The organism is Pseudomonas sp. EA_15y_Pfl1_P101 (assembly GCF_963970835.1).
GTDB classification, from domain to species: domain Bacteria; phylum Pseudomonadota; class Gammaproteobacteria; order Pseudomonadales; family Pseudomonadaceae; genus Aquipseudomonas; species Aquipseudomonas tritici.
On record NZ_CAXAPA010000006.1, the window covers coordinates 218,741 to 231,711 of the forward strand.

Consider the following 12,971-nt stretch of genomic DNA (forward strand, 5'->3'; position numbering starts at 1 on the left):
GATCAGTCCTGAATGTCAGGCGGTGGCGCGCTGGGTGGCTTGGCGGTGAGCGAGGTGATCTTGATCAGAAGCGCCAGGTGGCCGCCATCCAGGTAGTTGAGTTGGTTGTTCTTGGTGCGCACGTCGGTCTGGCTCAAGTGTTCGCTGGCGATCACACTGCCGTTGCTGTCGAACTGGTTGATCCAGAAGTTCGTATCGATATCGGTAAATCGGCCCAGTTGCAGGCTCAATACGCCTTCGATAGGAAACTGACCAAACTGCTCCTGGCCGTCGGAGATGGCGACGTTGACCGGCTGCTCCCCCAGGTTCTGTTCCCACGCCTTGTGTAGCAGCACCGTGTAGGAGGAGTCGGCGCGCAGCTTATCGACAATGTTGGACAAGCGCGGCGGGCTCAGTTTATCGCCCAGGCGGGCCGCCCCGGCATCCCAGTTTTCCGGGGCGGCGCGGCTGTTGAGCGGCGGCTCTGCGTTCTGGCGCACCAGGATCATTTCCACCAGGTACGGGCTATCGGCAAACGCCGCAGGTGCCACTGCCACCAACAACAAGCTCAAAATGCGGAACAGGCGCATTGGGGCGTCCTTCAAGCAGATTTCGGGATGAGGCGCTCGAACAACGCCTCCAGTGTATTAAAGCGTTCTTCAGCGCGTTCCATCGGCACCATGAACTTGAACAGCGTAGCCCCTTCGAACTTGTAGCGGTTCGGCTGGCCCTGGATCAGCTTGATCAGCACCAATGGGTCCACCGGGGTCTGTGCTTCAAATTCGATGCGCCCTCCCTGCGGCCCGGCGTCGACTTTCTTGATGCCCAACTGCTCGGCCTGCAATTTGAGCAAGGTCAGGCGCACCAGGTTCTTGGTCGGTTCCGGCAGCAGGCCGAAGCGGTCGATCATCTCCACCTGCAGGTCCTTGAGGCCTTCTTCGTCGGTGGCCGAGGCGATGCGTTTGTACAGGATCAACCGCGCATGCACGTCCGGCAGGTAGTCTTCGGGAATCAACGCCGGCAAGCGCAGGTTGATTTCCGGACCGCCGCCCAAGGGTTGATCGAGGTTCGGTTGCTCGCCTTTGCGGATGGCTTTCACCGCGCGTTCAAGCATCTCCATATACAGGGTGAAACCCACCGCCTGGATCTGCCCGCTCTGGCCGTCGCCCAGCAGCTCGCCGGCGCCACGGATTTCCAGGTCGTTGGTGGCCAGTACAAAACCGGCGCCCAGGTCCTGAGTGTTGGCGATGGCTTCCAGGCGCTTTTCCGCGTCGGAAGTGATTTGCTGGCGCGGCGGCGTGAGCAAATAGGCATACGCCTGGTGGTGACTGCGACCCACCCGGCCGCGCAGCTGGTGCAGCTGCGCCAGGCCGAATTTGTCGGCGCGCTCGATGATGATGGTGTTAGCGCTCGGCACGTCGATACCGGTCTCGATGATGGTCGAGGCGATCAGCACGTTGAAGCGCTTGTGGTAGAAGTCGCTCATCACCTGTTCGAGTTCGCGTTCGCGCATCTGCCCGTGGCCGATGGCGATGCGCGCTTCCGGTACCAATTCGGCGAGGTCGGCAGCACATTTCTCGATGGTCTTCACATCGTTGTGCAAGTAGTAAACCTGCCCGCCGCGCAGCAATTCCCGTAGCAGCGCTTCCTTGACCGTGCTTTTGTTCTGCTCCATCACAAAGGTGCGTACCGACAAGCGCCGCGCCGGTGGCGTGGCGATGATCGACAGGTCGCGCATGCCCGACACCGCCATGTTCAGCGTGCGCGGAATCGGCGTGGCGGTGAGGGTGAGGATGTCGACTTCGCTGCGCAGGGCCTTGAGTTGTTCCTTCTGACGTACCCCAAAACGGTGTTCTTCGTCGATGATCACCAGGCCGAGGTTCTTGATCTTCACATCGTCCGACAACAGCTTGTGGGTGCCGATCACGATGTCGATCTTGCCTTCCGCCAGGTCAGCGATGGCGGCGTTCACTTCCTTGGCCGACTTGAAGCGGCTCATCACTTCCACGGTCACCGGCCAGTCGGCAAAGCGATCGCGGAAGCTGTTGTAGTGCTGCTGGGCGAGCAGGGTGGTCGGCACCAGGATCGCTACCTGGCGGCCGCCGTGCACGGCGATGAAGGCGGCGCGCATCGCCACTTCGGTCTTGCCGAAGCCCACGTCGCCACACACCAGGCGGTCCATCGGCTTGGGCGCGAGCATGTCGGCGCGCACCGCTTCGATGGTGGTTTGCTGGTCCGGGGTTTCTTCGAAAGCAAAGCCGGCGCTGAAGGTGGCGTAGTCGGCTTTCGGGTCGGCGAACGCGTAACCTTCGCGCGCTGCGCGGCGGGCATAGATGTCGAGCAGTTCGGCGGCGACGTCGCGGACTTGTTCGGCGGCCTTGCGCTTGGCCTTCTGCCAGGTCTCGGAACCCAGGCGATGCAACGGCGCCAGGGCGTCGTCGCTGCCGGTGTAGCGGGCGATCAGGTGCAGGCTGGCCACCGGCACGTAGAGCTTGGCGCCCTCGGCGTATTCCATGGTGAGGAATTCGGCGGCCTGGTTGTCGATTTCCAGGGTTTGCAGGCCGAGGTAGCGGCCAACGCCGTGGTCGATATGCACCACCGGCGCGCCTTCGCGCAGCTCGGTGAGGTTTTTGATCACCGCGTCGTTGTTGGCGTCGGCGCGTTTTTCGCGGCGTCGACGTTGCATCACGCGCTGGCCGAACAGCGGGCTCTCGGCGATCAGCGCCAGGGCCGGGTCGTCCAACAACAGGCCTTCGTCCAGCGGTGCGATGGTGATCGCCAGGCGTTCTTTGCTTTTTACAAAGTCCGGCCAGCTGTCGACGGTTTTCGGTCGCAGCTTCAGGCGTTCCAGCAGCTCCAGCAGGACTTCGCGACGCCCGGCGGACTCAGCGGTAAACAGCACTCGGCCAGGGAAGTCGCCCAGGAAGTTGGACAGCGCTTCCAGCGGTTGTGTGGCTTTAGCCTGGATCGCCAGATCCGGCAGTGTCCCCGCCGGGAAGCGCTCGCGGCCACTACCCGCGTCCACATCTTGTTGGCTGGCAACTACGCGTGGCCAGTTTTTCAAGCGCGCGAAGCAATCTTCTACCGGCAGGAACAGCTCGGCGGGCGGCAATAAAGGCCGGGACGGATCAACGCGGCGCTCTTCATAGCGGTTACGCACGTCGTTCCAGAAGTTTTCTGCCGCCTGCTCGATACCCGGCAGCGAGAATACTTGCGTGTCCTGGGGCAAGTAATCGAACAAGGTAGACGTTTCGTCGAAGAACAGCGGCAGGTAGTACTCGATCCCCGCGGGTGTAATCCCGCTGCTCAAGTCCTGAAAGATCGGGCAACGACGGAAGTCGACGTCGAAACGCTCACGGAAGCGCGCCTTGAAGCGCGTGACCGCGTCTTTTTGCAGCGGGAATTCCCGGGCCGGCAGCAGCTTGATCGAGTCGACTTTGTCGATGGAACGCTGGTTTTCCGGATCGAAGGTGCGCAGGGTCTCGATTTCGTCATCGAACAGGTCGATGCGATAGGGCAGTTTACTGCCCATCGGGAACAGGTCGATCAGCGCACCGCGCACCGCAAATTCACCGTGCTCGTACACCGTGTCGACGCAGCGGTAGCCGCTGGCCTCCAGGCGCGTGCGCATCTGTTCCACATCGAGCTTCTGGCCGATATCCAGGACCAGGCTGCTGCCCAGCAGGAACTTGGTCGGTGCCAGGCGATGCAGTGCCGTGGTGATCGGCACCACCAGCACACCGTGGGCCAGTTCCGGCAAGCGGTACAGGCTGGCGATGCGCTGCGAGATGATGTCCTGATGCGGCGAGAACAGGTCGTAGGGCAGGGTTTCCCAATCGGGAAAATGCAGCACCGGCAAATCAGGGGCGAAGAAGCTCAGCTCCTGCTCCAACCGTTCGGCACTTTGGCTGTCGGCGGTGAGCAGCAGGGTAAAGCGCTTGGCTGCGCTGGCAGCCTCGGCGATGGCCAGGCTAAGGGCGGCACCGGGCAGGTTGCCCCAGTGCTGTTTACCTGCCGCGGCAGGGAGAAGCGGTAGACGCAGAACGGGCACGGAAGGTTGAGCTCCAAGCGTTGCGACAAAGTCGGTAATTGTAACGGCCAGAGGTGCCGCCTGTCAGTTTCTGACTGAGCCTATTACGGTTTGTAGGAAATGTAGTGGCTAAGACAAACAATGGCGTGTTTTGACTCAATATGTAGTGCCGAAATACGCGATTGTTTTGGAGGGTTACGGACAAGTCGGCGTTGTTGCCCAAAGAGAGGTCTTCTGTAACCCGCGTATTTACTGGGCTCCAGCGGGGTGGCTTTTTTGCGCAAAGCTTTTTTGTTGTAGGACGCGCATTGCTCCAAGGGCAGTCGGGCGGCATAATGTAGCCCCTTTTTTCAGCCCCTACATGTGGAAGGTTCCCGTGACTCAGAAGCCCGACCAGTGTCTTGGTGAATGGATCGACCGTGAAGCACTCGCAGAAGCGATGATCCCGCTTATCGGTCAGCTGTACCGCAATAACAATGTGGTGAGCTCGATCTATGGCCGCAGCCTGATCAACCAGTCTGTCATCGCGATTCTCAAAGCTCACCGCTTTGCGCGTCACCGTTCCGCCGACGACAGCGAACTCTCCGTCCACGAAACATTCCCACTGCTCAAAGCCATGAGCGAGCTCAAGCTCGGCGCGGCTTCGGTAGACCTGGGCAAGCTGGCCTATAAATTCCGCAAAGAAGGCGCAGGCCGCAGCGCCGAGCAGTTCGTGCGTGAAGAAATGGCCGATGTGGTTGGCCAGCAGAGCGCCGCAGCCCGCAAAGGCACCGACGTTGTGCTGTACGGCTTTGGTCGTATCGGCCGCCTGTTGGCGCGCATCCTGATCGAAAAAACCGGTGGTGGCGACGGCCTGCGCCTGCGGGCCATCGTGGTGCGCAAAGGCGCCGAGAACGACCTGACCAAACGCGCCAGCCTGCTGCGCCGCGATTCGGTACACGGTTCGTTCAACGGCACCATCACCATCGACGAAGAAAACAACACCATCACCGCCAACGGTAACCTGATCCAGGTGATCTACGCGAAGAACCCGTCCGAGGTGGATTACACCCAGTACGGCATCAAGGACGCTCTTCTGGTGGACAACACCGGCGTATGGCGTGACGCCGAAGGCCTGGGCCAGCACCTGGCCTGCCCAGGTATCGACCGCGTTGTCCTGACCGCGCCTGGCAAGGGCAAGCTGAAGAACATCGTGCACGGCATCAACCACGCTGAAATCACGGCTGACGACAAGATCGTGTCCGCCGCTTCCTGCACCACCAACGCCATCGTGCCGGTGCTGAAGGCGGTGAATGACAAGTTCGGTATCGTCAATGGCCACGTTGAGACGGTTCACTCGTACACCAACGACCAGAACCTGATCGACAACTTCCACAAGGGCGATCGCCGTGGCCGCAGCGCCGCGTTGAACATGGTGATCACCGAGACCGGTGCTGCCACTGCTGCTGCCAAGGCCCTGCCTGAGCTGGCCGGCAAGCTGACCGGTAACGCGATCCGCGTGCCGACGCCTAACGTGTCGATGGCGATTCTCAACCTGAACCTTGAGAAAGCCGCTACCCGTGAAGAGATGAACGAGTACCTGCGCTACATGGCGCTGCACTCCGACCTGCACAAGCAAATCGACTACGTCAACTCGCAGGAAGTGGTCTCCACTGACTTCGTTGGCTCGCGCCACGCCGGAGTGGTGGACGCTGAGGCGACCATTACCCAGGACAACCGCGTTGTACTGTATGTCTGGTACGACAACGAGTTCGGTTACAGCTGCCAAGTGGTTCGCGTGATGGAAGACATGGCTGGGGTCAACCCGCCTGCGTTTCCACGCTAAGCATTAGCGGTAAGTGAAAAAGCCCCGACTGGTTCGGGGCTTTTTCATGGCTGGGGGTTTTGTGTTGTCTGTGGGGCCGCTTCGTAGGCAAGCCAGGTCCCGCATTTGGACCGTGTACTCCCTGAAAAAACGCGGTCAAAATGTGGGCGCGGCGGTGCGGCGATTCGACTTGCTCGCGAAGGCGGCAGTTCAGTCGGCGCAAATCCTCAATTCAGCAATTTGTTGCGCAACTCCTCGGACAACCCCTTGGGCGCCAACCAGATCCCCAGGTAGGCCCTCGCCAGCGCGTCATCGCGACTGCTGAACAGCACTTGCCCATTGATCTCTAGGTTCAAGCCACGCCCTGGTCGATAATCCAGGGCATATCGATCACCGGCTTGAATGTCACGAAAGCGGGCATGCAGTTTTTCCAGCTCAGGCTTCAAGCTCGCGCTTGCTTGTTGGCGTTCCAGGGTCGTATTGGCCGCCTTGATCACGTCATTGCGGTCGATGTCGCGAAAGTAATACAGCGTCAGGCGCAGCGCCTTTTTCTGCTCCCAGGCCTGTTTGGCGCTCAATTCCGAAGGGGTATACAGCGCGGCCGCGTACACGTCGGCCCAGAGGTAGGTGAGCACAGCCTGGTTTTTCAGGGGCAGTTCCTGTGACTGTGCCGGGAAGTTGGCCTGCTTTAGCCGTTCCGCCTCATTGGCGTGTGCTGTGATCGACAGCATCAGTAATAAACAGAAAACTATATGCCGCATAATGGCCCGTCCCGAAAAGATGCGTGACTACAGGGTAATTCATTTTCCGGCAGCGGCAGGGTTCAGGGATAATCTGCGCTGTGTAGTAAAGGCAATACTGGCCTACGACGCGACCAAGGGTTAATGTGCGCGGCGTTACGCCTTATATAGACTGTGCCCCGGTTCACACACTTGAGCCAAATTGTCCTTCATGACCGCTGGCCGCGGCATGATTTAGCCCGGCGTCCAACCGTACGCCTGGCCTGTTCTGAGGAGTACGCATGGCTGTCTACAACTACGACGTGGTGGTACTGGGTTCCGGCCCAGCTGGAGAAGGTGCGGCGATGAACGCCGCGAAGGCCGGGCGCAAGGTGGCGATGGTCGATAGCCGTCGCCAAGTCGGCGGTAACTGCACCCACCTGGGCACCATCCCGTCCAAGGCCTTGCGTCACTCGGTGCGCCAGATCATGCAGTTCAACACCAACCCGATGTTCCGGGCCATTGGTGAGCCGCGCTGGTTCTCGTTCCCGGACGTGCTGAAAAGCGCCGAGAAAGTCATCTCCAAGCAGGTTGCTTCGCGTACGGGCTACTACGCCCGTAACCGTGTCGACCTGTTCTTCGGCACTGGCAGCTTCGCCGACGAGCAAACCGTCGAAGTGGTCTGCCCCAACGGCGTGGTCGAGAAGCTAGTGGCCAAGCACATCATCATCGCCACCGGTTCACGCCCGTATCGTCCGGCGGATATCGATTTCCACCACCCGCGTATCTACGATAGCGACACCATCCTGAGCCTGGGCCACACCCCGCGCAAACTGATCATCTACGGTGCCGGCGTGATCGGCTGTGAATACGCCTCGATCTTCAGCGGCCTGGGGGTGCTGGTGGAGCTGGTCGACAACCGTGACCAGTTGCTGAGCTTCCTCGACTCGGAAATTTCCCAGGCGTTGAGCTACCACTTCAGCAACAACAACATCACCGTGCGCCATAACGAAGAGTATGAGCGGGTCGAAGGCCTGGATAACGGTGTGATCCTGCACCTCAAGTCCGGCAAGAAGATCAAGGCCGACGCCTTGCTGTGGTGCAACGGCCGTACCGGCAACACTGACAAGCTCGGCATGGAAAACATCGGGGTCAAGGTCAACAGTCGTGGTCAGATCGAGGTCGATGAAAACTACCGTACCTGCGTGACCAACATCTACGGCGCCGGTGACGTGATCGGCTGGCCGAGCCTGGCCAGTGCCGCCCATGACCAAGGCCGTTCGGCGGCGGGCAGCATCGTCGACAATGGCAGCTGGCGCTACGTGAACGACGTGCCGACCGGGATCTACACGATTCCCGAGATCAGCTCGATCGGCAAGAACGAGCACGAACTGACCAAGGCCAAGGTGCCCTACGAAGTGGGCAAGGCGTTCTTCAAGAGCATGGCGCGTGCGCAGATCGCCGGTGAGCCGCAAGGCATGCTGAAGATCCTGTTCCACCGTGAAACCCTGGAAGTGCTCGGCGTGCACTGCTTCGGCTACCAGGCTTCGGAGATCGTCCACATCGGCCAGGCGATCATGAACCAGCCGGGTGAACTCAATACCCTCAAGTATTTCGTCAACACCACGTTCAACTACCCGACCATGGCTGAAGCCTATCGGGTAGCTGCCTACGACGGCCTCAACCGGCTTTTTTGAGCGGCTCCGGCCGGTGGCCTGAGCCGGCCGGGGAGACCGATTTCAGTAATTCCCGAGGGTGGCAGTGGCCAAACCGGGAAAGTCTGTAATCAGGCTATCTACGCCGAAGTCGGCGAGCCTGCGCATCAGCGCAGGTTCGTTGACTGTCCACACGGATACGTGCAAACCCTGGCGCTGGGCTTTTTCCAGACGTTCAGGGGTGCACAGCGTCCAGTTCAACGCCAGATACTCACAGCCGTAGTTTTGCGCGACCTTCAGCGGGTCGAGCCAGGCGTACTCGGCCACCAGGCCGCGTGACAGGTCGGGGGTGAGGTCAACCGCTGCTTTCAATACTTCCCTTGAGCTTGAGGTGACGGTGACTTTGTCCATCAGGCCAAAGCGCACGGCCATCTCGCGGATCGCCAGCACCGTGGTGGCGGCGCGGGTGCGTGAGGCGCTTTTGACTTCCAGTTGCCAGTGATCGAAGTCGCACTTTTCGAACAGCTCCTCCAGGCGCGGGATCGGGCACGGCTGGATCCAGCCCGGGCCGCCTTTGCGCGCATCCATCTTCATCAGGTCCGCCGCCGAATACTCGACGACCTTGCCACGCCGGTCGGCGGTGCGTTTTAGGGTCGGGTCGTGCATGACCATCAGCTCCCCGTCCATGGACAGGTGCAAGTCCAGTTCGCAACGGCGTACGCCGTGCTTGAGGCACTCCTGAAAGCTGGTCAGGGTGTTTTCCGGTGCTTCGCCTTTGGCACCGCGATGGCCGTAGATCAGGGTCACAGTTGCTCCTTCGCGCCAGGATGACTGGCGTAGTGAATACACATTCAGATGTCGTCGCTTTGTTCCCGCGCCAGGCGACGTTCCTGGGCCTGTTTCTGCAGGATGTAGCGCGCGAGCAGTTGGCGTTGGGCATCGGTCATGGATTCGAATTCCGTGCCGACGTCAAAGCCATCGCCTTTGGGATCGCAATGGGTGACGCGCGCGCGCAGCAGCAGGCCGAGCGCCTGGGGCATCAGCACCAGTTTGACCGCGAGGTGTGCGCCAGTCGCCAGGGGAGTGGGGTGTTGGAAGTCGATACCGCCTTCGGAAATGATCACCGGTTGCGGTGCGCCGACCTCATCCAGCAGGCCGCGCGCCATGATCTGGCTGAGCAGGTCCACGCGTTTGTTCTGCACGCGGAGGAAGGCGGCGAGGGTGCGATCCTTCTCGCTGAGCTGACGCAACAGGTGCTGGGCTTCGAATTCACTCAGGTGCAACTCGCTGAGCAGGTTGAACAGCGGCGAATCATCCAGCAACACTTCCTTGCTCGCCGCTTCGGGGGCAGACAGGCTTTTGATTTGGAGTGCGATCATGTCGTCGATACGGTAGTATTCGCGGCGCTCTTCTTCATCTAATGTCGACATGGCGAACCCCAGGTAACGGTAATGGTCTGAGTGTAAAGCTGCTTACCAGACCCCGCCACCGGGACGTCTTCTTTTCCTCCGAACAAGCCCCGACATGTTCAGACCTCTCTTCGTATTTATCGGCACGCGTTATACCCGTGCAAAGCGTCGCAATCATTTTGTGTCGTTCATTTCCCTGACCTCGATGATCGGGCTCGCCTTGGGCGTGGTCGTGATGATCGTGGTGCTCTCGGTGATGAACGGCTTCGATCATGAGATGCGCACCCGCGTGCTGGGCATGGTGCCCCACGCGACTATTGAGGGCGATGCGCCCATCAGTGACTGGCAAAGCCTCGCCGACAAGGTCAAGCAGAACCCCAAGGTACTGGCCGTTGCGCCGTTTACCCAGATGCAGGGGTTGCTGACCAACGACGGCAAGGTGCAGAAGATCCTGCTCAATGCCATCGACCCGGCCCAGGAACGCAAAGTCTCGATCATCGACAAGTTCATGTTGCAGGGCAAACTCGATGACTTGGCGCCGGGCAGCTTCGGCATCGTGATCGGCGACAAGGCTGCGGCCAAGCTCGGCGTGGGCCTCGGCGACAAGCTGACCTTCGTCGCGCCGGAAGTCACTGTGACCCCGGCCGGTATGTTTCCGCGCATGAAGCGCTTTACCGTGGTGGGCACCTTCCACGTGGGTGCCGGCGAGATCGACGGCTACCTCGGCCTGACCAACCTCACCGACCTGGCCCGCCTGCATCGCTGGCAGCCGGACCAGGTGCAGGGCTTGCGCCTGAAGTTCAACGACCTGTTCGACGCGCCGCGCGGTGCCTGGGAAATCGCCCAGCATTTGGGTGAGAGCCAATACTACGCCCGCGACTGGACCCGTACCCACGGCAACCTGTACCAGGCCATCCGCATGGAAAAAGCCATGATCGGCCTGCTGTTGCTGCTGATCGTCGCCGTGGCGGCTTTCAATATCATCTCCACGCTGGTGATGGTGGTGAATGACAAGAAGGGCGATATCGCCATCCTGCGCACGCTTGGCGCCACGCCGGGGCAGATCATGGCGATCTTTATGGTGCAAGGCACGGTGATTGGCGTGGTCGGCACCTTGATCGGCACCGCCGTCGGGATCCTGGCTGCGTTGAATGTCAGCGCCGCCATTGCCGCACTGGAAAACGTGCTCGGCCATAAGTTTCTCAACGCTGACGTCTACTTCATCGACTACTTGCCGTCCCAGGTGCAAACCCAGGACGTGTTGATGGTGGGCGGCGCTGCGTTGGTCCTGAGTTTCCTTGCCACCCTGTATCCAGCCTGGCGCGCGGCACGTACCCAGCCAGCACAGGCCTTACGTTATGAGTGAATCGGGCATGAGTGAAAAAGCAATCCTGAGCTGCCGAAACCTGGGCAAATCCTACGAGGAGGGCCCGGAATCGGTTGTCGTGTTGTCCAACCTGCAACTTGAACTGCACCCCGGCGAGCGCGTAGCGATCGTCGGCAGTTCGGGCTCCGGCAAAAGTACCTTGCTGAACCTGCTGGGCGGGCTTGATACGCCGTCCCAGGGCAGCGTATGGCTGGCTGGTGAAGAACTGTCGGCCCTGGGCGAAAAGGCCCGTGGCCAATTGCGCAACCGTTCTTTGGGCTTTGTGTACCAGTTCCACCACCTGTTGCCGGAGTTCACCGCCCTGGAAAACGTGTGCATGCCGCTGTTGATCGGCAAGACCGCGATCCCGCAAGCCCGCCAGCGCGCCAAGGCCTTGCTGGAACGCGTCGGCCTCGGCCATCGCCTGGAACACAAGCCGGCCGAACTGTCCGGCGGCGAGCGTCAGCGTGTGGCGATTGCCCGCGCCCTGGTGAACAACCCGGGCCTGGTGATGCTCGACGAGCCCACCGGCAACCTCGACTCCCACACTGCCCAGGGCATCAAGGACTTGATGCTGGAACTGAGCACCCAGATGCGCACCGCGTTCCTGGTGGTGACCCATGACATGAGCATGGCCCGGCAGATGGACCGCGTGTTGCACCTGCAGGAAGGTCATCTGGTCGCCATCTGACCCGTTTCAAGCCCGGTGCTTTAAGCGCCGGGCTTTTTCATTTTTTCAGGCGGTGCACGCGAATGTTCAGACCGTTATCGATTTTCATCGGCACGCGCTATACCCGCGCCAAGCGCCGCAACCGTTTTGTATCGTTTATCTCGATGACCTCGATGATCGGCCTCGCCTTGGGCGTATTGGCGATGATCGTGGTGCTGTCGGTGATGAACGGCTTCCAGCGCGAAATGAGCTCGCGCATCCTCGGCATGGTGCCCCACGCCACCATCGTCGGCGTGAACCCGATTGACGATTGGCAGCCCGTGGCCGCCGCCGCGATGAAGAATCCGGAAGTGACTGCCGCAGTACCTTTCACGCAGATGGACGGCATGTTTTCCTACAAGGGCGCGATGCAGCCGATCGAGATCAGCGGCGTCGACCCAGCGCAGGAAGGCAAGGTGTCGATCGTGGCCCAGCACATCGTGCGCGGCAAACTGGATGACCTGAAACCCGGCGAGTTCGGCGTGGTGGTCGGCGAAATCACTGCCCGGCGTTTTCGCCTGAATGTGGGCGACAAGCTGACCCTGATCGTGCCGGAAATCAGCACCGCACCGGGGGGGATCACCCCGCGCATGCAGCGCTTGAACGTGGTCGGGATCTTCAAGGTTGGCGCCGAGCTGGATGGTTCGATGGCCTTGATCCACATGGCCGACGCGGCCGAGATACAGCATTGGCAGCCGAACCAGGTGCAAAGCGTGCGCCTGGCGGTGAAAGACCTGTATGCGGCGCCCAAGGTCTCGGCGGATATCGCCGCCAGCCTGGGCGCGGCCTATAAGCCTGATGATTGGACGCACACTCAAGGCAGCCTGTTCAGCGCAATGAAAATGGAAAAGACCATGATCGGCCTGCTGTTGCTGATGATCGTCGCTGTGGCGGCGTTCAACATCATTGCTACCTTGATCATGGTAGTGAACGACAAAGGCGCAGACATTGCGATCCTGCGCACCATCGGCGCCACGCCACGGCAGATCATGGCGATCTTCATGGTGCAGGGCACGGTGATCGGTATCGTCGGTACCCTGATTGGCGGTGTACTGGGCGTGATAGCGGCGCTGAACGTGAGTGAGCTGGTGGCTTGGGTGGAGCGAGTCACCGGGCAGCACATCTTCAGTTCGGATGTGTACTTTGTCAGCAACCTGCCTTCGGAGCTGCAAGGCGGGGATGTGGTGCTGATCTGCGCGGCGGGGTTTGTGTTGAGCTTTTTGGCGACGCTGTATCCGGCGTATCGGGCGGCGAAGATAGAGCCGGCGCATGCCCTCAGGTATTCGTAGGATGTAAGACC

The 12,971-nt window shown here is 60.6% G+C and carries 10 protein-coding genes; 5 read left to right on the top strand and 5 right to left on the bottom strand.

The window, feature by feature from the left end:
• Nucleotides 1-2 precede the first annotated feature (2 nt).
• Both AACY36_RS11800 and mfd read right to left on the bottom strand, forming a co-directional pair.
• Nucleotides 3-569: a CsiV family protein gene (locus AACY36_RS11800; RefSeq protein ID WP_339414866.1), complete on the bottom strand. Its 567-nt coding sequence runs from the start codon at nt 567-569 to the stop codon at nt 3-5.
• An 11-nt stretch (nt 570-580) separates the two neighbouring features.
• The gene (mfd, locus tag AACY36_RS11805) at nt 581-4,030 is read right to left on the bottom strand and encodes a transcription-repair coupling factor (RefSeq protein WP_339414865.1); all 3,450 of its coding nucleotides are present in this window, start codon (nt 4,028-4,030) and stop codon (nt 581-583) included.
• A 340-nt stretch (nt 4,031-4,370) separates the two neighbouring features.
• On the opposite strand from mfd, the gene AACY36_RS11810 reads away from it, so the two are divergent.
• Nucleotides 4,371-5,834 carry a glyceraldehyde-3-phosphate dehydrogenase gene (locus AACY36_RS11810; protein WP_339414864.1) on the top strand — a complete coding sequence of 488 codons (1,464 nt, stop codon included), beginning with the start codon at nt 4,371-4,373 and terminating at the stop codon, nt 5,832-5,834.
• Nucleotides 5,835-6,040: 206 nt separating this feature from the next.
• On the opposite strand, the gene AACY36_RS11815 is transcribed toward AACY36_RS11810, so the two are convergent.
• A complete protein-coding gene (locus AACY36_RS11815) occupies nt 6,041-6,574 on the bottom strand; it encodes a chalcone isomerase family protein (RefSeq protein ID WP_339414863.1) in 534 nt (177 codons plus the stop codon).
• A 260-nt stretch (nt 6,575-6,834) separates the two neighbouring features.
• Here AACY36_RS11815 and sthA point away from each other — a divergent pair, with 260 nt between their 5' ends.
• Nucleotides 6,835-8,229 carry a Si-specific NAD(P)(+) transhydrogenase gene (gene sthA / locus AACY36_RS11820; RefSeq protein ID WP_049709420.1) on the top strand — a complete coding sequence of 465 codons (1,395 nt, stop codon included), beginning with the start codon at nt 6,835-6,837 and terminating at the stop codon, nt 8,227-8,229.
• Between the two features lie 42 nt (nt 8,230-8,271).
• Here the strand turns inward: sthA and AACY36_RS11825 are convergent, their stop codons facing one another.
• Entirely contained in the window at nt 8,272-8,994 is a 723-nt protein-coding gene (locus AACY36_RS11825; RefSeq protein ID WP_339497085.1) for a glycerophosphodiester phosphodiesterase, read from the bottom strand.
• 44 nt (nt 8,995-9,038) lie between these two features.
• Nucleotides 9,039-9,617, bottom strand: a complete 579-nt coding sequence (locus AACY36_RS11830; RefSeq protein WP_065889487.1) for a PilZ domain-containing protein — start codon at nt 9,615-9,617, stop codon at nt 9,039-9,041.
• Between the two features lie 94 nt (nt 9,618-9,711).
• Between AACY36_RS11830 and AACY36_RS11835 the strand changes: the two genes are divergently transcribed.
• The 3 genes from AACY36_RS11835 (at nt 9,712) to AACY36_RS11845 (ending at nt 12,960) form a co-directional block, all read left to right on the top strand.
• Nucleotides 9,712-10,962: a lipoprotein-releasing ABC transporter permease subunit gene (locus AACY36_RS11835; RefSeq protein ID WP_339414861.1), complete on the top strand. Its 1,251-nt coding sequence runs from the start codon at nt 9,712-9,714 to the stop codon at nt 10,960-10,962.
• 7 nt (nt 10,963-10,969) lie between these two features.
• Entirely contained in the window at nt 10,970-11,653 is a 684-nt protein-coding gene (lolD, locus tag AACY36_RS11840) for a lipoprotein-releasing ABC transporter ATP-binding protein LolD (RefSeq protein WP_164487915.1), read from the top strand.
• 62 nt (nt 11,654-11,715) lie between these two features.
• Nucleotides 11,716-12,960, top strand: a complete 1,245-nt coding sequence (locus AACY36_RS11845) for a lipoprotein-releasing ABC transporter permease subunit (RefSeq protein ID WP_339414860.1) — start codon at nt 11,716-11,718, stop codon at nt 12,958-12,960.
• Nucleotides 12,961-12,971 lie beyond the last annotated feature (11 nt).

Coding starts and splice junctions, on each gene's coding strand:
- AACY36_RS11800 (WP_339414866.1), bottom strand. CDS start 569: ATGCGCCTGTTCCGCATTTTGAGCTTGTTGTTGGTGGCAGTGGCACCT.
- AACY36_RS11810 (WP_339414864.1), top strand. CDS start 4,371: ATGTGGAAGGTTCCCGTGACTCAGAAGCCCGACCAGTGTCTTGGTGAA.
- AACY36_RS11815 (WP_339414863.1), bottom strand. CDS start 6,574: ATGCGGCATATAGTTTTCTGTTTATTACTGATGCTGTCGATCACAGCA.
- sthA (WP_049709420.1), top strand. CDS start 6,835: ATGGCTGTCTACAACTACGACGTGGTGGTACTGGGTTCCGGCCCAGCT.
- AACY36_RS11830 (WP_065889487.1), bottom strand. CDS start 9,617: ATGTCGACATTAGATGAAGAAGAGCGCCGCGAATACTACCGTATCGAC.
- AACY36_RS11835 (WP_339414861.1), top strand. CDS start 9,712: ATGTTCAGACCTCTCTTCGTATTTATCGGCACGCGTTATACCCGTGCA.
- lolD (WP_164487915.1), top strand. CDS start 10,970: ATGAGTGAAAAAGCAATCCTGAGCTGCCGAAACCTGGGCAAATCCTAC.
- AACY36_RS11845 (WP_339414860.1), top strand. CDS start 11,716: ATGTTCAGACCGTTATCGATTTTCATCGGCACGCGCTATACCCGCGCC.